The following is a 22,758-nucleotide window of genomic DNA, read 5'->3' as shown; positions in this document are numbered from 1 at the left end:
ATGACGCTGTTGAAAGTGGATGTGTTCGGTGTTAGAAACATCCAGTCAGCTTGTCTACAGCCGGCGCCGGGTATCAACTTCGTCATAGGCGCCAACGCCAGCGGCAAAAGTTCGCTATTGGAAGCCATCTTCATTTTAGGAAGAGCACGCTCCTTTCGTACCCACCATATAAAACAAGCGATCGGTTTCGAGCAAGCTCAAATGATCGTTTCAGCACAAGTAAGTCAGCCGGGCGGGTCGCTTAGCAATATCGGTATACAAATCGATAACAAACAAACCGAAATTCGCATTGACCGGGAAAACCGGCAAAGGGCCGATTTAGCCTATGCATTGCCCGTGCAACTGATTCATCCGAAAAGTTATCGTTTGCTGGATGCCGGCCCGCAAAATCGACGGGAATTTCTAGACTGGGGGATTTTTAACCATAACCGGAGTTTTCTTTCGAATTGGCGCCGATATAGTAAGGCGCTGCAGCAACGCAATGCTTTGTTAAAAACGCGGCAAGTCAAACAATTAGCGGCTTGGGATAAAGAGCTAATAGAGCACGGCGTTAGAGTGAATGAATTTCGAAAAGAATACGCCGAACTGTTACAGCCGATTGTTTTGGAAATGGCCGGACAATTCTTGGAAACGAAGCAAATCGAACTTCGCTTTAGTTGCGGCTGGGATGAAAAACAGACGTTGGAGCAAGTCTTGATGCAAGACAAGGAAAAAGATCTGCGATACGGCTTTACTCACAGCGGTCCGCACCGGGCGGATTTTTTGACGTTTCACAATAACAAATTGGCCAAAGATTATCTGTCGCGAGGCCAACAGAAATTGTTGGTCCTGGCTTTAATGTTGTCGCAAGTGAATTTAGTGAATCGCGAGGCGCAGAACAATTGCTGTATTTTGATCGATGATTTAACAGCTGAATTGGATACTTTAAACAAAGCAAAATTGTTAAAATATCTGGCTGGCATCGGTTGTCAGGTATTCATGAGCAGTACCGAATTAGCCGACTTCGGCGACTTGAGCGCTGTTGAAAATTATAAAGTGTTCCACGTGAAACACGGTTTTATAAAACCGGTTTCGAGTTCCACGTGAAACATCAAAAACACACATCAAGCACGTCTCTTAAAACTCTTTTGTCAGGCACGCAAAAGTTGATACGGCTTTGGTGTACAACACCAACATTGGAATAAAACCATGAGTGAGCAATACGATAGTTCGAATATCACAGTACTTAAAGGACTGGATGCCGTTAGAAAGCGGCCTGGCATGTACATAGGCGATACCGACGACGGTTCCGGTTTGCACCACATGGTATTCGAGGTAGTCGATAACTCCATAGATGAAGCTTTGGCGGGTTATTGCAAAGGCGTTGATGTGGTAATCCATGAAGACGGTTCGGTTTCGGTATCCGATGACGGACGCGGCATTCCCGTGGATATTCATGCCGAGGAAGGCCGGTCGGCCGCTGAAGTGATTATGACTGTGCTACATGCCGGCGGGAAGTTTGACGACAATGCCTATAAGGTTTCGGGCGGCTTGCATGGGGTAGGGGTTTCGGTCGTGAATGCCTTATCCGAAGAGCTGACCTTAAAAATCCGCAAGAACGGCAACTTGTACATGCAGAAATATGTACTGGGAGAGCCGGTCGCGCCGATGGGGATCGTCGGTGAAGCCGAAGGCAGTGGCACTTACATTAACTTCAAACCCAGCCCGACTATCTTTACCAATATTGACTTCCAATACGACATATTGGCCAAACGTTTGCGCGAATTGTCATTCTTGAATTCCGGTGTAAGGATTTCCCTAAGCGACGAACGAAGCGGAAAAGAAGATGTGTTCGAGTTTGAAGGTGGGATCAGCGCGTTTGTGCAGCATCTGAATAAAAACAAAACGCCGTTGTTCGAAAAAGTTTTCCACTTCCAGGCTGAAAAAGAAGGTGTCACGGTCGAAGTAGCCATGCAATGGAACGATTCCTATCAGGAAAACGTATTCTGCTATACCAATAACATCCCTCAGCGAGACGGCGGCACCCATTTGGCGGGCTTCCGTGCTGCATTAACGCGCACTATCAATCAATACATAGAAGGCAACGGCCTGGCAAAAAAAGAAAAAGTCGCCACGACCGGAGACGACGCTCGCGAAGGCTTAACAGCCGTGCTATCGGTCAAGGTACCGGATCCCAAGTTTTCTTCGCAAACCAAAGAAAAACTAGTCTCGTCCGAAGTCAAACCTTTGGTTGAATCTACCATGAGCGAAAAGCTACAGGAGTTTTTGTTGGAACAGCCGCAAGTGGCTAAGGTTATTGCCAACAAAATTATCGATGCGGCTCGTGCGCGTGAGGCGGCCAGAAAAGCCCGAGAAATGACTAGGAGAAAGACCACGCTCGATATCGCTGGTCTTCCAGGCAAACTGGCCGACTGCCAGGAAAAAGATCCGGCCTTGTCCGAATTATTCATCGTGGAAGGGGACTCGGCGGGCGGCTCTGCTAAACAAGGCCGCGACCGCCGCACTCAAGCGATACTGCCTTTAAAAGGCAAAATCCTGAATGTCGAAAAGGCCCGCTTCGACAAAATGATTTCGTCCGAAGAGGTAGGCACCTTAATTACTGCATTAGGCTGCGGTATCGGCAAGGACGAATACAATATCGATAAACTGCGTTATCACCGCATCATCATCATGACCGATGCCGACGTGGACGGTTCGCACATTCGGACTTTGTTGTTAACCTTCTTTTACCGGCAGCTGCCGGAATTGGTCGAAAGAGGCTATATCTATATCGCTCAACCGCCGCTCTACAAAGTCAAAAAAGGCAAGCAGGAACATTACGTCAAAGACGATATCGCATTAAACCAATATTTAATCCAACTGGCGTTGGACAAAGCCCAACTGCAAACCGATGCCGATACGCCGGTCATTCAAGGCCAAGGCCTGGAGAAATTGGCTACCGAATTTGCAGAAGTCACCGCGGTCATCAATCGCCTAGCGAGACGCTACGATGATCTATACCTTGAGCAAATGACCTACATGCCGCCTTTGAACGACGACATTAAAGCCAGTAAAGATATGTTGACGGCTTGGTTCATGCAAATGGAACACGCATTGAATACAGGCAATCACAAAGCCGTATTCAATACCAACATCCAATACAGCGACGGTGACGATTTCGACGTGACCATTAGCAAGCGACTGCACGGTATTACCAAGACCTTCGTGCTGCACGCCACCTTCTTCGACGGCCCGGATTACCAAAAAATCGCTCATTACTCGGGGCAAACCCTGAGCCTGTTCGGGCCGGATTCCGTGATGCGCATGGGCGAACGCGAACAGCCGGTACCCAATTTCAAGGAAGCATTCGAATGGATGATGAAGGAAGTCAAAAAAGGCCAGCACATCCAACGCTATAAAGGTTTGGGTGAGATGAATCCGGATCAACTGTGGGAAACCACGCTGGACGCCAACAGCCGCCGCCTGCTGCAAGTGACCATACAAGACGCCATCGGCGCCGACGAAATCTTTACCACGTTGATGGGCGATATCGTCGAGCCGCGCCGGGACTTCATCGTTAAGAACGCACTGGATGTGGCGAATTTGGATGTTTAGTCATGTGTCGGATGCCACAATTAGTGAAAAGTGTGCCAAATTAGTGAAAAAATAGTGACATAGATAGTGAAAAAATATTGCTATTTCACCAGCTGTTAAGTTTTCACTAAAACCTTAGAAAACCAGATGACCTTATAGGAATCTGGTTTTTTATTGAGTTGGAACAAATGATATTTGTTGTCAGAATGAAAACAGGGCAAAAGCAAGCATTGCATCAGGCAACGCATTTTTTGACACGCTTGCAGTTTTCGCCCAGTTCTAGACGAATTTTGTTAAGCGGCAAAAATCGATCGTTTCCTACCATAGAGCCACGTAATTCAATGCCGTCAATCGAGGCATTACCTGTCGCATGATATTAGCTATGTCTTCATCACAACAAAGGATCTGGGATTTTCATGTTTCATCTTCACACATTAGGTTGGCACAGCTTCCAACAACTGTGCTTGTCCGTGTCGCGAGAGGTTCTCGGTCAAACTGTCCAGTCCTTTCTCGACACGAACGACGGTGGTCGAGATGGAGCGTTTTCAGGTATCTGGAGCCAACAGGACGGTGAGTCGCTTTCTGGTCGGTTTGTTATCCAATGTAAGTTCACTGCTCGCGCTGATTACGCTCTCAAACCATCAGAACTCGAAGAGGAAGTTGTCAAGGCCGGGCGGTTAGTTAGCAAGAACGAGTGCGATGTCTACATTTTGATGACGAACGCCGGCATTTCCGGCGAAACTGAACTGAAGCTAAAGGAGAAGTTCAAAGCAGCTGGCGTCAAGGACATTCTGATATTAGGCGTCACTTGGCTGGAAGACCAGATTCGTGAGAGTAAGCGCTTAAGAATGATGGTTCCACGAGTTTACGGTCTCGGGGACTTAAGCCAAATCCTAGATGAACGAGCATATGCCCAGGCTACTGCGGTTCTTGAATCTATGCGCGAAGATCTGGCTAAGGTTGTTCTGACGGAATCCTATCGAAAAGCAGCGAAAGCGCTTGACGCAAATCATTTCGTGCTGCTCGTTGGAGAGCCGGCGTCAGGAAAGACGACCATTGCCTCGTTACTTGCAATGTCATCTGCTGATCAGTGGGGCGCATCCGTGGTGAAGCTGTCGGATCCGAAGTCCGTCGTAGAGCATTGGAATCCTAATGAGAAGTCCCAGCTATTTTGGATCGACGATGCCTTCGGTGTGACTCAGTACGAAAGTCCTCTTGTCTCAGGTTGGAACCACATAATTAACGAGGTGAAGACGATACTTCTCCAAGGTAACTGTGTGGTGATGACATCACGTGACTATATTTATAACCGTGCGAGGAAGGATTTGAAGGAAGGAGCCTTTCCTATGTTCCAGGAGAGCCAAGTTGTCATTGATGTCCATGATCTTTCGGTGGACGAGCGGCGACAGATACTCTACAACCACCTGAAGCTTGGAAAGCAGCCCCGTGAGTTTCGTGCTGCCGTGAAACCATATTTGGAATCTGTGGCGAAACACAATAGATTCATACCAGAGATTGCCAGGAGACTGGCAGATCCCTTTTTCACCAAGAATTTATACTTGTCCGAATGGAGCTTGGCGAATTTTGTCGAAAAGCGCGAGCGATTCCTCATGGATATTTGTAAGGAACTCGACACAGACAGCAAGGCGGCACTAGCGTTGATTTATATGTCCAACGGACGCTTGCCAAGTCCGATTTCATTGACGGACGCTGAAGATGAGGCCCTGAGACGATTGGATAGCGATCTGGGTGCGTGTACGACAGCACTCGAAGCGCTGCGAGGTAGTCTAGCTGTACATATTACCTCTGACGGAGAGTCCTTTTGGACCTTCAAACACCCGACAATTGGCGATGCTTACTCTGAAATGCTTCGAGGGAATCCGGAGCTGCTTGGGATCTATGTACGCGGTAGCGACATCGAAAAGCTGATGCGCCAAATAACTTGCGGAGACGTGGACATTGAAGGTGCCGTTGTGCTGCCGAGTTCCTTGTTTGCCCTCGTGATCGAGCGTCTTGTGGCGTATAAATCGAGTTCTGCGTATAAGACTGAATGGATGTCTGGATGGGGGGCTCGGCGAGAGTTGCTAGGATTCCTGGCTAGACGGTGCAGCAAGCAATTCCTGAAGGCGTATCTCGCGGCCGACCGTAAATTGATTGAGTCTATCCTTAAGCCCACGCTTTATTTGGACTATTCCGTCGAAGTCGACCTTGCTATTCGGTTGTTCAAGCTCGGTCTCCTATCCGAAGACGCGCGTAGAACTTTGGTCGAAACTGTCTGTGAGTACGCTCTCACTGGCGAAGACGCTAGTGTACTGAGCGATCCGCAGTTGCGTTCCCTGTTGAACGACAAGGAACTTAGCAGACTACAGGAGGAGGTACGAACAGAAGTGCTGCCCCGTATCGAGGAAGTGCGTCTTGAACATCAATCAAGCCGTGCTTCGGATGATGACCCTGAATGGCACATGAGGCGTTTCACACAGTTGCTCGATACGATCGAGGAGGCATATCCTCAGAGTCGGCGTATCAGTAACATCATCAAAAGAGAACGTTTGCAGGTTCAAGAGTGGATAAACGAAAATTCGACAGAAGAGGATAGCTCGGTTTCGCGAGAAATCACACTTGATGAACAGATTGCAAGCCCTGATGGCAGTCGTAGTATTTTTGATGATATAGACGAATGATGTCCACGCCGTCGTCTATCGCTTTTGCAGCACTTGGTGAATTAACTTTTCGGCAATTGAATATGAACATGGAGTAAACATGGCCTCTGCAAGACAGGATTTCGAGAGATTTGTACGGTGGCTCTATAAACCGGAGAACCAGGTTCCGGTTAATGTTCGACGCCTTGCAACTCTCTCGCTGGCCAATTTCGATGCGCTGGCTGAGACCTCGCGGCAGCGGAGTCAACGATCCAGCTATCTCGCCGGATTGATACGACAAGAGTTGGCCCACATTGAGGATGTAGCGCCCGCCGTGGCAGCCGAACCAATTGGGACGGCATGGCCCTGGATTCAACTGCGGCACCTCACACTTGGCCCATTCAGAGGATTTCGGGTGCCAGAGCCCTTTGATCTGACCAAGCAAATCGTTCTTTTCTATGGCCCCAATGGGAGTGGCAAAACTAGTTTGTGCGAAGGACTAGAGTACGCCCTCCTGGGAGATGTCGAGGAGGCTGGCACCAAACGCATTGCCGCTGACACATATCTCATGAACGTTCACGCCCAGCGTTTTGATGCGCCACTGCTAAAGGCAACTGACCACCAAGGCAATGAAGTTAATGTGGCAGTGAATCCAGATACCTATCGGTTTTGCTTCATAGAGAAGAATCGGATAGACGCCTTTTCTCGCATCGCGGCACGGCCCAATGCGCAACGCGCCGAACTGATTGCCACGCTGTTTGGCATGGATCAGTTCAATGAGTTCGTGAGCCATTTCAATGAGAGCATTGATGGCCAACTCGTGCTGCGCGGGGAGAAGCAAGCCGACTTGGCGGGACGCAGGGAGGCGCTGACCATTGACCAACGGACAGTCGATGGAGAAGTTGCTGCGTTTCAGCGATTGGTCGATGAAGAAGCTGTATTGGCACAGGAATACGCTGCTGGTATCACATATGAAAGACTCAAGCAGTTGATTGGCACTACCGAAGCCCCTGGGCGCCTTCAAGAGCTTGAGGCGCTTCTGGAAGCAGTACCAGCCAACATCATTGGGGTGACACGCCAAGGTCTTCTAGATGCCTTCGACAACGCTCACGCATGTGATGACGAATTGAACGGCCTTACTGTCGCGCTTCGCGCTCGGAGCGACCAGGTATCCTTCAAGAACCTTTATGACTCTGTCCTTGCGCTGCGGCAAACTGTGGGAGATCGCTGCCCTGCCTGCGATACTCTCCTGGATGGTCCGACACACGTTGCGGTCAATCCCTATGATAAGGCGGCAGTAGGGTTAAGTCAGCTTAAGGAGCTGAGCCAGTTACAAGAACAGCAGAAAGATGCACAGGCCAAGGTCCGCGACGCATCACGCGAGCTGTGGCAGATGCTTGGGCTCCTTTCAGGTTTCGTTGTCGCTCAGAATGAGCAAGAAACGCCAATCGGACAATACCTATTGCATCTTCCCATAGAACCGGGGGATTGCTGGTGGGCGACCATCTATCCGCATCAGCCCGCGACTGAGCCAAAAATCCTGTTACTAGAAGAACTGCTGGTACTGGCCGATCGCATTACTGCGCAGGACGATGCTTCACAACAAGCCCAGCAGGAACGGCAACCGCACATCGAGGAACGAAAGCGTCTAAGCGAATTCCAGCTCAAGGTGCAGGCCCAGGACATAAAGCGGCAGCAATTGCGAGACACCATTGACGCCGCCAATACCAGGATTACGGCTTTTGATGAGACCAACGCCTTATTGATTCAACAAGCAGACCAAGAAAAGCTCGACATAGAACGTGATACCCCGATCAAGGCGGCTTATGACTACTTCCTTGAAGAACTTAGGAAGTACCGAGATCAGCTTCCAGGTCAGCTTATGGCTGGGCTCAACGAAGCTGCCATGGACCTTTACAACTCTTTCAATCGGAACGATCGGGATGAGGACAAGCTGTCGGCTCTCTATCTTCCCTTGACGGGTGACGGGAAGATCAAAATATCCTTCCGAGGTAATCCGGGCAGGCGTGTGGATGCGCTCCATGTGCTCAGTGAAGGGCATATCCGATGTCTCGGCTTGGCGATCTTGTTAGCGAAAGCAAAGAACATTAGGTGTCCCGTGATCGTTTTTGACGATGCCATTAATGCCATCGACCACGATCACAGAGGCGGCATCCGCGAAACCATCTTCGAGAGCGATCACTTTGCGCAAACCCAGCTCATCGTGACTTGTCACAGCAACGAGTTCATCAAGGATATTCAACAACACCTACCGGCGCAGCGCCGTAACGGGTGCCAAGTCTATTTGTTCCGTCATCACGATGGCGACTATCAGCCCAGGGTGAGGGGCAACATTCCCAGCGCAAACTACATAGCCAAGGCAAAATCGGCTCGGGACGCTTTGAATGACCGTGAAGCCTTAGCTGCGTCGCGCCAAGCGTTGGAGATGCTGTCGGAGAAGGTCTGGCGTTGGCTTGGCAGTCACGATCATGGTCTCTTGAGCTTGCAGCTCGCGGGGATTGGTGCCGAGCCTGGGCTACGAAATCTATGCGAAGCATTGGCGAAAAAGCTGAAAGATACAAAGACCTTCAATCACGCCAATAAGGAACAGTTAATGGTGGCCTACGACCGCATTTTGGGCATTCCGGCAACCAATCTCGTGTGGACCTATCTCAACAAAGGCACCCATGAGGAGGCAGAGCGTGATGATTTTGACGGCGAGGTGGTGGAGTCCGTAATCCAGACTCTCGAGGATTTAGACCGGCTTGACTTGCGAATCGGAAAATAGGCTCTCATGAACGCATTGTGTCACTTAGTTTTTGGCCCTAACACATTTAAGCAGTTTTGGTTTTGCACCTTAATGATTATCGTATATTGATACGATTCGTGGTCAGGTCTTTATTTCAGAGAAATAGCTTGATTATCTTGAAATTTGAGCATGTCCGCCGGCGAGACCGATAACGCATCCGCCAATTTGCAGATATTCAGCAAGGCGATGTTTCTTTTTCCGCGCTCTACTCCGCCCAAATAGCTTCGTGCCATGCCGCACTCCAGAGCTAATTGTTCCTGAGACCAGCCACGCTGTTTCCTGAGTTGGACAAGTCGTTGTCCAAACAAAACGAGGGGATCAGATGGGGTGTTGGAATCAGTAGGCATGCGAGGATGCTACTGAGCAGTCCTCTATGAGACCACGCTCTATAAGTGACAATTTCCCTTTTCTGGCTTATATTTGGCATTTTGTTATCGTTTTCCAATGCCGAAAGTCCCGATCCATTCCAAATTGGCTCATCTTTCAGACGATCAAATTGATGCGTTGATTACTCGGTACTATGCGGGAGAAAGAATTGCCGATTTATTGGCCGAATACGCGATCGCTTGCCGTCCGCCGCAACTTTACAGGTTATTTCCGCCAGTTATCCATTCATCCGTCACTTGCCCAAATTGTGGTGCGGTTATGATGTCGGCGCGTGCGGCAAGAAATTCTGATTTGGCTAATTCAAAAAAACTATATTGCTCGCAATGCAGGCATACAACCAACCTACGTTGTAATTGCGAATATTGCCGTAATCGCCAAAAGGCTAAACATGATTTAGTTTCTGATGTCCCTTCCGGCGACCAAGCGATTGAAAATCAAGGCATAACGAGGCGGGCAATAACACCTGATAATCTAACATTAGAGCAAGCCATTGCTTTGTTGGCTTTGACTCGTTGCATTGAATCTATTGATAGCCGTGGTCGTAGGATACTGGTGTCCGATTCGATAGTCGTGCCGTTTGCTCCTAAAGGCGGCTACGCCAAATTACTCATCGAACGATTAAGAAAAGCGAAGTTATTCGGTTCGAATCCGGTAAACCATTATGTATATGATCTGTTTGGAGATGAAGAATTAACGTCGCTGCTATATCAGATTCATTCGAATATCCCAAGTGATGCCCGTATCGAACTGGTTCAACAAATCGAACAATGTGCGCAGACTAGGTTGTGGCCAAATCATTGGTGGGATCAGTTTTCCGATATGAAGAAATCTTTGGCGTTCGCAGAATGTCAGGAGTTTTACGATTTTTGTGCCAAGCAACGGGGCTTACCGCCGTCGGCACAGCGAAGTACGACGCTGATGTTGAATAATTTGCTGCAAGATTACTCCGTAGCGCAATGTTATCGGATCATCTATGCTGGTGCTAAAGCCGCCGCTGATTTTTTAGTCAGAACCTCATGCGCCGCCCAACACGCTGCCAATTATATGATTGGCGCTTGCCAGCGTTGGGCTGATCGCGCCCGGTCTGAAGACTGGGTTGTTACACCCTTTCGAAGAAATCCAGAACTTCCGCGAAGCATGATCAATTACGTTTTATATGACGACTTTCTGAAATGCGGGGACGATGGGTTCAATCTGGCTTTGGATAAAATTGTCCTATCAGAAGCATATTTTTCTGCAACACAGCTGGATTAAGTCACATCAGTGTTCAAATCAGGTTGATTGGTGTTGTGCGATAAGTGTTTGAAACCAAATTCAGTAAGTCCAAGTGCTAGTTTAACTGTCAGCCAATGTGTCTCGGTAAGGAGTTTAGCTTTTAGATCATGCTCATCTAACGAGTTGGCATAATCACGGTCATTTATTCGGCTAGCTAATTTAGAGAGTATTTGAACGTTATCCCTGTATTGCTCTAGAGTCATGGTAAACGCTTCATTTTTCCAATCCATTTTTTCAAAAATGTTCGCTTTAAATAATTCAAAAAACTCGTTTAAAAGTTTCCTTCGGTTCAGTTCATAACCGATGATCAACAATATCTCGAATATGGTGTAGGCAAGAGCATGTTGATCACCCTTGCCGTTAATCTTTGCTTTATGCCAGTAAAGCACTAATGCGGCAAGGCTATCGAAATTCCCTACTTTTACAAGCGTACGATAGTGCGGTGTTGAGAGCTTATTTATTGGCTCCCATTGACCGGGGCATCTTAATTTCGGTTGAAAAACGATATTACCGACTTCAGTCCCTTTTAGTTGATTTAACCATACGTCGATTCTACCGATGTCTTTTTCATTCAGGTGGATAACTTTCCATAGGATATGGTTTATTTCCTGGGCCGATCCATCAACCTCCCTATCTACATTTTTGATTAGCTCTGCTAGCGGTGTGTTTTTGCCTAGCTTGTAACGACCCCATTTACCTGATGGGTCTTTTTCAAGAAAGTTCGGATCAAGCGTTTGTCTGAAATGGTTTTCAAGTTGTTTGGCCTGAGTATAACCCAGCCGAATTCGAACCCCCTCATACCAGTAGCGCACCCGAAGGATTTCAATTGGGTTAAGGCGTCTTGGAATTTTCTGCTTATTTTTTTGATAAGTTGCCATGTCAATTTTAGCCCCGGCTACCGCTAAAATGAGGAATATTGTTTAACCAATTGATATTTATTAAATATTGTATTTTTCGTGCTCAAAATCGTTCCTTTGACTAGGGATGTTTTTATCAGCTACGCTAAATCGAAATAGAATTTGCGTTACCCAATATACCAATATGGATAAAGATGTTACCGAACAACTAGCGAAGGAAATCCGGGATGACTTGAATAGGTTATATGGACCATTATTGGGAAGTCGTGATTTGTGGAAAGTGTTGGGATATAAAAGTCCAGTCGCCTATCGGCAAGCACGATCGCGGAAAAGTCTAACGATACCGGAATTCGAAATCGAAGGTCGCAGCGGTCATTTTGCACTAGCGATTGACGTTGCTATTTGGATAGCGAAACAACGTCTAGCAAATTTCCAAACAGATACAACGGAAGGAGAAAAAATATGACTTAAGCCATTTCATCTATCGAACACAGGCTTAGAAAAACAAAAAGCTTAGGGCGGCAACCCTAAGCTTTTAACAGATTCGTCAAGAAATAACGCCTCTAGACGACTCCATTGTTGATCTAAATTTCGTGGGTGTCAAGCCTGCGGCCTGTTTATGCGCACCATCTTTTAAACGCATTATTCAGGGCGCAGGATTTGTGCGCCCTGAAAATAGATTAACGGAGACGAATTATGTTCTCAAATTTTTGGAAAGGGCTTTGGCGTGGTCGTCGACCTAACGGCGATGTACATAATCGAGCTAGAAAGGTTATTACCCCATCAGGCGGTATCGTTCGCGGCAAATTCCCCAGCCGCAAAAATGGACGAATGGTTCACCATGAAGGCTTGTTAGAACTCGAAGCCATTTACCTGTTCGAGACTTCCCCTCGTATCGTTCGATACCGAGAACAACCAAAAACGATCCACTATCCAGACGGTGCACGATTGCGGCGATATACGCCGGATTTTGAATTGGTGTTGAGCACCGGCGAAATTGTATTCATCGAGGTCAAGCCGGTTAGCAGTCTGAAGCATGACGATGTGCGGCACAAACTGGACTGTGTAACAGAGTACATGCGCCGCTCGGAAACAGCTTTCGTCATTTTGACTGATCAAGTCATTCGGCAAGAGCCGCGCTTATCCAATCTGCGGTGGATTTATCACCGGGCGTCTCGTATCCCACCGACCACAGACGCAATGGCTGTTGCCACCAAAAAATATCTCAACTGCCTGCCGTTATCGCTGACGGTGGCATCAAATTTATCAGATTTCGGCGGTATTGATCCCTTCAGTCTGTTATTGGCCGGACATCTGCGCTGTTCCTTGGATCAGCCTATTTCTCAAGAAACCCTAATCGAATTGAATACGGAGGCTGACAATGGCTGGTTTTGCATTGCGCAAGAACACGGTTTTTGATTGGGATGGTACTGCATATCGAATTGATCGTATCCAACCGAATGGTGATTTGCTGCTGGAACGGATCAGTGACGGCCATTTTTCGGTGATCAGTCGTGATCAACTGCTTGCTGAGTATGGCGCAGGCAAAATTTCCGTGAAGCCAGTTGATGCTGCCTCAGCTACTACTGCGTTAGTACCTTCATTTTCACGACCGCTCGATGAACTATCCGAAGGCGTCAGAAACGCCGTGAAGCGTCGTAAACATTATCTCGAACGCATTCTCGATCATGGCGTTCCGATATTTACACCGGAGTATTTGAAGCCATTGATCGAGCAGGCTGCTGTAGAAATCGGAGATTTAAACCCACCGGGCGTGACTACAGTATATCGTTGGTATCGTCGATTTAAATCGGTTAATGATCCGCGAGCGATTATTCCGAGGATTGATCTTCGTGGTCCCAAGGCGTTGCGGCAAAATGATCGTATTCTCCAGTTGGTGGCAGAAGCATTGGAGGAGGCTTTTAAAGCCTCACCGCAGGCGACATGCCGTAACGTGTATACGCGCTTGCTCGGCAAAATCGAACTTGAGAACCAGAGAACGATCGGGGGCGAACCCATCAAACCACCATCTTTGCGCACCTTATACCGATTGGTTGAGCGTGCCGACGTGTACGAACTCGTGGTCTTAAAGGAAGGTAAGGCGGCTGCAGATAGGCGTTTTAGGATCGGAAAAGCCGGTGTAAAAACTTCTCGTATCCTGGAGCGGGTTGAAATTGATCATACACCGCTCGATCTATTCCTGATTGACGAAAGAACTTGGCTACCTCTGGGCAGGCCAACGTTAACCGTGATTATCGACCACTACAGCCGGATGTTGCTTGGGTACTATTTGAGTTTCGATAGCCCTTCGACTGCGGCTGTCATGGGGGCATTGCGGCATGCCATTCTGCCAAAAAAATTGGATGATGGGGTAATCGCAAACCTAAAAATCGCTAACACTTGGCCTTGTTACGGTTTGCCTGAAGTGATGGTGGTCGACAATGGCTTGGAGTTCCATAGCAACGACCTGGAAAGCGTTGCTTACGATTTGGGAATCAGTATCCAATATTGCCCAAAACATACGCCGCGCTTCAAAGGCGTGGTAGAGCGCTATCTAAAAACGATCAATTACTTCTTTGCTCATCAGCTGCCCGGTACCAGTTTCGCCAAGTTTTATCTTCGCGGCGATTACGATCCACAAAAAGCGGCGCTGTTAACTTTTGCGGAATTTAAGCAAATCTTTGAAAAATGGGTGGTCGATATTTATGCCCAAGATGAACATCGGGGACTCGGGAAAACCACACCATGGGCTCGCTGGCAAGACAGCATTGCGCATTCTGAGCCGGTATTGCCTGATGATTTGCACACGTTGCAGCGCCGAATTGGGTTGGTTGAAGAGCGTTCATTACGCCGCGATGGTATTTTCCTGCATGGCAACCGCTATAGCGGCGATGAACTCGGCTCTATCCTGTGTAGGTTCGGTGAGGGTATTAAGGTCCGGTTAGTCTATGACCCGGAAGATTTGGGTGAAATCCAGGTCTGGGGGCCCAATGATGCCGAGCCGGTGACGGTGAAGGCCGTCAACTACGAGTTTGCCCATGGACTCACCGTCAAGCAGAACGACTTCATTCGTCAATATCTGCGGGAGCAAGGCGCGGAAGTTATCGATAAAGTTGCTCTCGAACGGGCTCGATATGAACTGGCACAAGCCGTTGAAGCATTGATGACCAATCGCAAACATACGGCTAGACGCCGTAGTGCGGCGTTGCGCGGAATCAGCAGCAGTAAACCCAGCGGATCGGAGCCGTCAACCGTCGCTAATCAGGAGTCAGCCGAGGTAATCAAGCCCACCAAATCAAAGCCATCCTCCGATGTCGGCCAGAACTCGGAGACGAAGTCAGAGGACATCATCAAATCGTTCCAAATTAAACGGCCGAAGGATGAGTAGCATGAATTTTAAGGAGATTTTCGACGCATTGCAGCGTTTCGATGAAGAGTACATTCCCTTCCCGCCTTTTGTCGTTGCAGTCGATGCCGTCAAAGCAAACATTGCGCTGTTTCGAGAGACGGGGATTGCCCATCATTTGCTTCTACTGGGGGAAAGTGGCACAGGTAAAAGCAGTCTTTGCCGGTGGATTGAACAACAATATCCTCGCTTCAAGTTACCAGATCGGGATGTTACGCCGGTATTGATTGTATCGGTACCACCGGCTGCTACTATCGCCAGTATGGCGTCCGCGCTGCTTGATAAGTTGGGTGATCCGGCGGCGGCTTCAGGCACTGTTTCGGCAAAAACCGCTCGGGTGATTACGTTATGCCGCGCCTGTCGGGTGGAAATGATTTTGTTCGATGAAGCCCAGCATATCCATGACCGGGGAAGATCAGTTACGCATTATTTGGTGGGCGACTGGCTTAAATCATTAATCGACCAGACGGGGGTGCCGACGGTATTTCTAGGTCTGCCACGTCTGGAAAAACTGTTACAGGTTAACGAGCAATTACGCCGGCGTTTTTCCCGGCGTATTCGTCTAGCCTTGGGGCAAAGCGATAAGGATTCTATCCACGCCGAATGTTTGCAACTTTTCCGTTCGCTGGGCTCTTGTTTGCCGCTTCCACTGCTATGTGGCCCCTATGGTTGGGACGAACTGGGTATGCGCCTTTATTACGCCAGTGACGGTCGCGTGGCCTATATCAAAAAGCTGCTAGCCACCGCGTTGAGACTAGCGCTGGAAACAGAAATAGACGAGATTGGGCCGCCACTACTGGAGCAGGCCTTTACTGAGGAAATATGGTGGGAAGGTGTGGGCAAGCTAAATCCATTCAATCCGGCATTCGGATTTCGCCGTTTGGATCGAGGAAACGAGCCGTTTGAGTGCGGCAGTTTCGGCAATAGTCGCAGGCCCAGTCTGGAGCCGGTATGCTGATTCCGCATAGGCAGTATCCGGTGCGCAAACCAATGGAGAGAGGGGAAAGTTTAGCAGGCTATTTATACCGTTTTCACGGAGCCAATGGACATCGAATATCCCGCCGCTTAGAGATTACCTTAGGCATTTTGTATCGTGGAACTCAAACTAAAGCAACACCAATGGCTTTTGATACCGTACAAACGTTGCTGGGTGCTTCGACTGAACTTGATCGGGCGTGGTGGCTACGCGAACGGTGTTTGCCGAAATTTTCGAATGGGCAGGAGAATACCAGGCCAAGGTTAGAGTTTGCCCCGGTACGTTTTTGTGCTCTCTGCCTGACTGAATGCGGTTTTCATTTTGCATTATGGGAATTACCGCAGATTACGGCATGCCCTATTCATCAGATCGAACTGTATGAACGTTGCGTTCTTTGTGGCAAAACCTTTTCTTGGTCCGATTTAATGCTGGATTGGTTTTGTGCCTGTGGTCAAGCCATTATGAATGTACATGTCAGACTTGCTAGTACCCAACAATTGTTATTTGCGCAGCTTTTAGCGGGGTCGGATGATCTTGATTTTCCCTACCACTTTAACAACCGTGTTGAACCGTCAATTTCCCAAGGTTATAAACTCAGCGAGGTATATGCAGGTCTCGAGTGGGGCAGCCGGTTGCGTAAAGCGTTATGTCGGGACGGTCACCAATCCAGTAAGCCGAATCTGAGCGGGCGGAGTCACAGACCTTACTGGTCTGACGACTGGGTTGCCGTGTTACTAATGGCGTCGCCTGATGAATTGAGACATCGGATACTGAGAATACTTGTCAGACGATTCAGAGGTAATAAAGACTTGCTCTGTTCTGTTGCGAAAATAGATTGGTTGTATCGCATGATGTTATTTGTCTACACCGGTAACTATGGATTCTTCCAGAAGAAAATTCAGGTGGCGTTGGCGCAAATGCTGGCTGAATACCAACTGAAATTACCGATTTCGTCAGCAGTGTTTTACAACCCACGGATTTCACCGACATGGCGTAACCAAAACCAAATGCGGTTGACGCACTGGTGGGCAAGTATGTCCAAACATATCGGCGACCACGATCCCGAAATGCTTCGCCATCAACAAACCAAAACGACTCCGCCTATCAAATTCGGTAAACGGGAGTATGAATTGGAGTTGGTGGACATCTTAAATCGCTTGTCGAGCGCGGCATTCGAGCAAGCTGATTTAGAGGCTTTTCGCGCGCTCATCTATTGGTGGCGGATACCGAAAGAATTGCGTGCGCTAAGTGATCCTAGCGATGTTTTACAAAAGCTGGGATTACATCTTACGGTGATACCCGATTATGAGCTGTACTTCGTCGGTTCCTTGGTTCGTTTGGCATGGCCGGGAAAAACAGCATGATTGCTATGAACGACTATTGCGCTTTACCCGTGCGTCCACGTCCGATCGATGGAGAGGCTACCTTGGGTTTTTTGATGCGCGTTGCACGGGCAAATGGGTATGAAACGTTACTGCAGTTAGGCAACACATTTCGAAACTTTGATGGCCTATGCCAAGCACTTGGCTTATCAGCCGAGGAAAGACAGGCCTTGTTTGGACCCCATCCGAGTTTTTGGGGCTCAAACGCGCTTTCGAATGGTTTGACTGCCGCCGATTTTAATCATAGTCAAATGCGCTGGTGTCCGCTCTGCCTTCGCGAGTCGGCGCATCTGCATGGGCCATGGTTGCTGAAAATCAGCTGCGTTTGCAACCGGCATTCAATCAGGTTTCTTGAGCGATGCCCTAGTTGCGGCAGTACTCAGCGGCTAGAACGGGTTAACCTTGAGCAATGCGCTTGTGGGGCGTGGCTTGCCGATACCCGAGGTGCAGATCGGGTCGATGAACCACTGATTTTCGTCAGCCGCGCGGTTGAGGCAGCAATTGGCGGCAAGTCGGCATTGGCGGGTTTTCCTGCCATGTCATTGCCGGACTGGATTAGATTGATTGGTTATCTGGGGCAGTACTCGGAAACCTTCCAACCCGCCAAACCAGGTAAAATCGCGAATTTACATCAATTGAATACCGCAACCACGTTGATGCAGCAAATTGGTCGGTTATTGGATGGCTGGCCGGAAAACTTTCACGTCCTGTTGATGACCATCCATCGGCAGGCAGACAGTCAATCCAGTATTCGTAGGACTTTCGGGTCGCTCTATCGGGCGCTATACACGGATTTGTCAGGAGAATGTTTTCAATTTCTGCGGGACGAATTCGAACACTATTTGCTCAAGCATTGGTCGGGCGTGGTGAATAAACGTCATAAGGCATTTAAGCCGGAGACGGTGGCCAGACATCCCAGAGTGACCTTGAAACAAGCAGCCAAAAAAGCCGGGGTTGCACCGTCAACCGTTCGCCATTTTGTTCGGGCGCAAGTGATTGCCGGAAATCAGATTGAATTGCCGTCCGGTCGCAAGCTGCGCTCAATCGATGAACAAAGCCTTAAGCAAATCGCTGTTCTTGCCAAGGGATGCGTGACGCTTGGAGAAGCGGCTAAACAGCTGGCACTGCCGGAACGTCGGGTTAGGGAGTTAATTTCGGCGGGAATCTTAAAGCCGCTCGTTTCAAGACAACTCGGCAATGCCGCCACGTGGTTGATCCCCAGGCAACAGGTTCAAGGACTGTTTTTTGCCGGTGCTGAAAGTAATCATTTGCAACCGACAATAAGTGTCGGACACATTCTCAAGCATTGGCATTTGCGCGATGGTGAATTCAAGGCGTTGGTCAAGGTGCTTCTGGAACGTCAATTGGAGCCGGTGGGTAATCCGACTGAATCAGTTCCGCTCGGGAATATCCTGCTGGTTGAGCAAAAGGCTCGCCAATGGTTGGTGGAAAAACGATTTGTCGGCGGTGTCAGTATCTCGGTGGATGAGGCAGCGAAACGGCTCGGATTGAAACAACAGGTGGCTTACGACTTGGTTAAGCAGGGGTTATTGGCAACTACAAAGGATGATCTTCACGGTCGTCGAGTCCCGCAGGCTAGTCTTGAGAATTTTCAAGCAACCTATGTCTCGCTAGCTGAATATGCTGGCTCACTGAATCGGGCGCCGCGATGGCTATTACAAACGCTACCTGTGCGACCTGTTACCGGGCCGACGATAGATGGTAGCCGTCAGTATTTTTTTCGGCGGTCTGACCTTCATAGCGAATTGAGTGGTAATGGAGCCAGTTTGATTACCATGTCGTCCCTAACAGAATCGGAGTAGAAACTATGATGCCATGTAACCTTTGCAGTCCAGCAGATGAAAACGGTTTGCGTCAGCCAATTGGCGCAGAGGGGCAAATGCTTCTGGGATTAAAACAGAGGGGAAAAACAAAATATTTGCCAGATGGAATTAGTTTTGAACGGATATACGTCTGTCAGGATTGTGGCGCCAAATGGAAAATGCTTGGTAAGCTTGGCCAAAATCCAAGTGTTAAAGAGATACCCATACTTGAAATTGTCACGCGCTGAGCAGGAAAAACTCCAGATAATAAATCAATGCAATTTCGCACAACCCGCAGAATTGCCTAATACTTGCGAGCTAATTGCCATAACTTAAAACAACCACAGTAAATGGGTACGCCGAAGGTTTTTTGACCGGCAAAAAAACCTCCTAGTTGCTATCGCTCGATCCTGATTCAATGACAACAACTTGGCTGCTATGAATAACTATCCATAACGACCTCTATGTATAGAAGTGGTTTATTTCGGCTGGCAGCCCACAAGGGGGGCAGACATTACTGACCGCGACTGAATTTACTGTATATTAATAATGACCACCTGCTGGGCTGCGGGTGATTTTTCCATCTCGTCATCAATTCCAAGCCGTCGTTTTAGATAAAAAAGAAACGATCGTCGCAAGGTAATTACCTTTTTGCCTCTATTCATGGCGTAGTCGCGCTCGATAATCTTCTGCTGATCCTCTGTCAACGAAGGATTTGGTGCAACCGTCACTTTGATAATTTCATGCCATTCTGTGTCGGCTGTTCCTGATATTTCCGAAGGCTGTTTCTCATGAATATCCATAATCCTCCCCAGCACAAAATCACGGAATTGTTTTTTGGCATGACAATATGCCCTTACATGCCAGCGAAGACCGTCCGATGCCAAGGCGTGAGGTGTAATTCTTCGCCAACTTGGAGTCTGAGTACTTAGCGACTGGTAATAAATTTCTATGGAAACATTCTCTCTAATGCACGCAAGAATTTGTTGCAAAGTGCTGGTGTCAATACGACGCTCTAGCGTAGGAAGAATATCGAACTCGGGAGTGGCGCCAATCAATCCAGGAATGCTCTGCCCTTCTCTAGTCGCTCCCAGAGCAACAAGCTGCGATAAGTACTCCTCTGTGCTCTCAGAAATAAATATTGGCTTAAAAACTGTAGTTGGAAAGTAGGCCCTACGCCGTTTGTCGTAATCCATATTGTTTGGTGCACGCTCTAGGTACTCTCGAAAATCAAGAGTGGACTGCGGAACGGAAATTCCAAATGTTTCCATAAGGTCCCTGCGATTAACATGTCCCTCCCACAGAAGGCGAAACTCAATGAACTGTAGTCGTTGTAACGCGCTCCAGGTTACCTCTCGGTTAGTTTGATGGTTTTCTTGGCTCATGGCGCAAATGATAGCATAAAAATTATGTTGACCTAATAACTATGCTAATAGACAATAGAGAATAATAAGTATTCCCACTGGTCAAGATGAGGCATTTGACGAAGTCATGGATTATGTATCTTTGCTATCAACCACCATTCGGTTTATCGACCTCCATGACTCATGTCGAGATTACGGAGGATCCCCAAATTACAATCAGGAGTCGCGGACAGGGAAAGCTGATGGTGTTTATCTCGATATTGCAATTTTGATTGTTGAATGTTTACGTAAGCTCGATCAAAGCGCTCACCAGGAATATTTACCATTCTCTTCAATTTTTAAATCAGTTAAGGTTGAGCGCCCTAGTGTGCTTGAGGTTGATGTTTTATATGTACTGAATGTTTTGCGTCGCCCGACAGAACTTTTTTATGTCACGCACGATACGACTACCTCAGAAGAAAAAGTGAGGCAGTCTGAAAAACGTAAAACAGTTATTGTCGAAAAAACCGATTACGCAGACGAATATCGAATCTCCGCTTCTGGTCGCTTATTTCTTTTGCTTGCAAACGCTGCACACGATACTGCTTATGTTCGTGGTAACGCCTACAACTTACTCCATGCAATCGAGTGGCATGACTTCCCGAATGTACTTATCTTCGCCAACGAGATTATTGGTCAACTGCGTAATGAAATACTTGATGTTCGTTCCGCACTAGAAAGAGTCGGGCGAACGGAGAATATCGACAAATATGTTGGGAAGTTCGAGCAATATCGTAAGGTTGTTGAAGAAACGATCTCGATTGTGCAAAAAGCTGAACGCGAGTTGGAAAGCCCCGATATGTTGAAGGCGTTCGAAAATTCAAACCTCGACATCAGCTTTGGAGAATTGTGCGCTAGTGTTAATCGCGTACGGCAAGTACTAATTATATTCAATCGCCTCATATCTGAACTGGTAAGTACCACGCTCCAAGACCGGCGTAACGCGACTCCTCCTCCACAGTTCCTCAACGCCGCCATTGAGTTCGTAAAAAAACCCTTAAAACCCCACAATGAAGACTTCATTCTCAAGCAATGGGGGGCGATCGGACTTGAAACGCCATTTTATTCATCCCTTGATGGAATTGCAGCAATTAAGATCAGACCAACTCCAGAAAAGGTGGAAGCTGCGATATTTGAAAACGAGCAAGTCGAACCAATATCGCGTCTTGGTAAACTTCATTTCCTTGATTGCCATGGAGAGGCGATTGTGGAAGCACTTAAATTGGGTCCGCTACGTTTGTCTGAAGCTATCAATAATGGTTGGTTTTTGGTTAATGAGCGTATGCTTCTTGGCGATTTAGTTGGCATATTTGTCGCCCCCGATGTTCTTCCCGTAGATGGGGATATCCAAATTCACGTCATCCCAACATTTAATACTCAAAAAGTCGGTACAGATGACTTTTTATTCAACGACATTGAAATCTGCATTGCAGGAGAGGCATGTGAATAATTCCGATCTAGGGCGCGTTCAAGCATTTATGCTAAAGCATCGTTATGTCGAAACGAAATCAGGGCGTCGCAACATTTCTAAAGAAGAACGTGAAGTTGCCACAATGTTACGCGATGCAGACTCATCTATGCGCACACTACTTGAAGAGATTTTCGAGGGACAAGGATTAGAGCTTAAATCTTTCAATGAATTCGAAGCTGCTGGGATTCAGGTTGGTGCAACGGTTTTTGTGCTCGCAAGGAAACCCGAGTCCAACCCACCTTTTTTTGGAACCGAAAAATTGATCGCGCGAATGAAACAGGTGCGTGGCGGGATCGAGAAAGATTCAGAAGCAAAAATCTGGTTTACACAGCTTTGGTTTGTTCTGCTTGATCTAATTTATACCCGTAAAAATCGTAGTCCGAATTCCTTGCAGGACTGGGTGGAAACAACTTTTACCAAAGATGTTTTCATCGATGCGGTGAAAGAATACATTAACGACCATGTTCTCAAAATTGATCCCTCTTTGCTCAAAACAGATGTGGTTTATAAGGTGTTATCCGGCCAGAAGGAAGGTACTGTAACGCAGCTATGCAACGCTTTTCTGGAGTTGATGGTAGACGCTGGTTTAATTGATGAGATTAGGCAAGACGGCTACAGACAAACACTCCTGTTTGCCTATGAAATGAAAATGAATTACGACAGACAACTAGCGCAACTTCTGCCTAACAATGATCCGTTTTCGTCAGCGTCAACCTTACTTGTTGTTGATGCCGAAAATGACGTAGAGGATCGCTAA

The 22,758-nt window shown here is 47.8% G+C and carries 17 protein-coding genes; 14 read left to right on the top strand and 3 right to left on the bottom strand.

The window, feature by feature from the left end; all coding sequences use genetic code 11:
• The 4 genes from recF to ACW73I_RS02440 all read left to right on the top strand — a co-directional run bounded on the left by recF (nucleotide 1) and on the right by ACW73I_RS02440 (nucleotide 9,000).
• Nucleotides 1-1,086 (top strand): DNA replication/repair protein RecF, encoded by a 1,086-nt coding sequence (gene recF / locus ACW73I_RS02455; protein WP_458027622.1) that lies wholly within the window; start codon nucleotides 1-3, stop codon nucleotides 1,084-1,086.
• Nucleotides 1,087-1,188: 102 nt separating this feature from the next.
• Nucleotides 1,189-3,594, top strand: coding sequence for a DNA topoisomerase (ATP-hydrolyzing) subunit B (gene gyrB / locus ACW73I_RS02450; protein WP_458027621.1), 2,406 nt, complete (start codon nucleotides 1,189-1,191; stop codon nucleotides 3,592-3,594).
• A gap of 395 nt (nucleotides 3,595-3,989) precedes the next feature.
• Nucleotides 3,990-6,254, top strand: coding sequence for an nSTAND3 domain-containing NTPase (locus ACW73I_RS02445; protein WP_458027620.1), 2,265 nt, complete (start codon nucleotides 3,990-3,992; stop codon nucleotides 6,252-6,254).
• A 79-nt stretch (nucleotides 6,255-6,333) separates the two neighbouring features.
• Nucleotides 6,334-9,000: an AAA family ATPase gene (locus ACW73I_RS02440; RefSeq protein ID WP_458027619.1), complete on the top strand. Its 2,667-nt coding sequence runs from the start codon at nucleotides 6,334-6,336 to the stop codon at nucleotides 8,998-9,000.
• 110 nt (nucleotides 9,001-9,110) lie between these two features.
• Here the strand turns inward: ACW73I_RS02440 and ACW73I_RS02435 are convergent, their stop codons facing one another.
• Entirely contained in the window at nucleotides 9,111-9,368 is a 258-nt protein-coding gene (locus ACW73I_RS02435; RefSeq protein ID WP_458027618.1) for a helix-turn-helix domain-containing protein, read from the bottom strand.
• Between the two features lie 97 nt (nucleotides 9,369-9,465).
• On the opposite strand from ACW73I_RS02435, the gene ACW73I_RS02430 reads away from it, so the two are divergent.
• Nucleotides 9,466-10,662 carry a hypothetical protein gene (locus ACW73I_RS02430; RefSeq protein ID WP_458027617.1) on the top strand — a complete coding sequence of 399 codons (1,197 nt, stop codon included), beginning with the start codon at nucleotides 9,466-9,468 and terminating at the stop codon, nucleotides 10,660-10,662.
• Here the strand turns inward: ACW73I_RS02430 and ACW73I_RS02425 are convergent.
• A complete protein-coding gene (locus ACW73I_RS02425) occupies nucleotides 10,659-11,561 on the bottom strand; it encodes a hypothetical protein (protein ID WP_458027616.1) in 903 nt (300 codons plus the stop codon). The genes ACW73I_RS02430 and ACW73I_RS02425 overlap by 4 nt on opposite strands.
• Nucleotides 11,562-11,724: 163 nt before the next feature.
• Between ACW73I_RS02425 and ACW73I_RS02420 the strand changes: the two genes are divergently transcribed.
• The 7 genes from ACW73I_RS02420 to ACW73I_RS02390 all read left to right on the top strand — a co-directional run bounded on the left by ACW73I_RS02420 (nucleotide 11,725) and on the right by ACW73I_RS02390 (nucleotide 19,375).
• Nucleotides 11,725-12,006 (top strand): hypothetical protein, encoded by a 282-nt coding sequence (locus tag ACW73I_RS02420; protein ID WP_458027615.1) that lies wholly within the window; start codon nucleotides 11,725-11,727, stop codon nucleotides 12,004-12,006.
• Nucleotides 12,007-12,236: 230 nt separating this feature from the next.
• Nucleotides 12,237-12,959 carry a TnsA endonuclease N-terminal domain-containing protein gene (locus ACW73I_RS02415; protein ID WP_458027614.1) on the top strand — a complete coding sequence of 241 codons (723 nt, stop codon included), beginning with the start codon at nucleotides 12,237-12,239 and terminating at the stop codon, nucleotides 12,957-12,959.
• Complete coding sequence (locus ACW73I_RS02410; RefSeq protein ID WP_458027613.1) at nucleotides 12,922-14,928, top strand: Mu transposase C-terminal domain-containing protein; 2,007 nt, start codon at nucleotides 12,922-12,924, stop codon at nucleotides 14,926-14,928. Before ACW73I_RS02415 ends, ACW73I_RS02410 begins: the two co-directional genes overlap by 38 nt.
• A gap of 1 nt (nucleotide 14,929) precedes the next feature.
• Complete coding sequence (locus tag ACW73I_RS02405; RefSeq protein ID WP_458027612.1) at nucleotides 14,930-15,904, top strand: TniB family NTP-binding protein; 975 nt, start codon at nucleotides 14,930-14,932, stop codon at nucleotides 15,902-15,904.
• Complete coding sequence (locus tag ACW73I_RS02400; RefSeq protein ID WP_458027611.1) at nucleotides 15,898-17,286, top strand: TniQ family protein; 1,389 nt, start codon at nucleotides 15,898-15,900, stop codon at nucleotides 17,284-17,286. Before ACW73I_RS02405 ends, ACW73I_RS02400 begins: the two co-directional genes overlap by 7 nt.
• A complete protein-coding gene (locus ACW73I_RS02395) occupies nucleotides 17,283-19,127 on the top strand; it encodes a helix-turn-helix domain-containing protein (RefSeq protein ID WP_458027610.1) in 1,845 nt (614 codons plus the stop codon). The genes ACW73I_RS02400 and ACW73I_RS02395 overlap by 4 nt, the downstream gene beginning before the upstream one ends.
• Before the next feature lie 5 nt (nucleotides 19,128-19,132).
• Nucleotides 19,133-19,375, top strand: a complete 243-nt coding sequence (locus ACW73I_RS02390; RefSeq protein WP_458027609.1) for a hypothetical protein — start codon at nucleotides 19,133-19,135, stop codon at nucleotides 19,373-19,375.
• A 285-nt stretch (nucleotides 19,376-19,660) separates the two neighbouring features.
• Here ACW73I_RS02390 and ACW73I_RS02385 read toward each other — a convergent pair whose 3' ends face one another.
• Nucleotides 19,661-20,398: a WYL domain-containing protein gene (locus ACW73I_RS02385; protein WP_458027608.1), complete on the bottom strand. Its 738-nt coding sequence runs from the start codon at nucleotides 20,396-20,398 to the stop codon at nucleotides 19,661-19,663.
• A 220-nt stretch (nucleotides 20,399-20,618) separates the two neighbouring features.
• Here ACW73I_RS02385 and ACW73I_RS02380 point away from each other — a divergent pair, with 220 nt between their 5' ends.
• Complete coding sequence (locus tag ACW73I_RS02380; RefSeq protein WP_458027607.1) at nucleotides 20,619-21,980, top strand: hypothetical protein; 1,362 nt, start codon at nucleotides 20,619-20,621, stop codon at nucleotides 21,978-21,980.
• Nucleotides 21,973-22,758 (top strand): hypothetical protein, encoded by a 786-nt coding sequence (locus tag ACW73I_RS02375; protein ID WP_458027606.1) that lies wholly within the window; start codon nucleotides 21,973-21,975, stop codon nucleotides 22,756-22,758. The genes ACW73I_RS02380 and ACW73I_RS02375 overlap by 8 nt, the downstream gene beginning before the upstream one ends.

The organism is Methylomonas sp. MgM2, from assembly GCF_054172045.1.
Note: the sequence above shows the minus strand (reverse complement) of the source record. Positions and strands in the feature narration are given on the sequence as shown.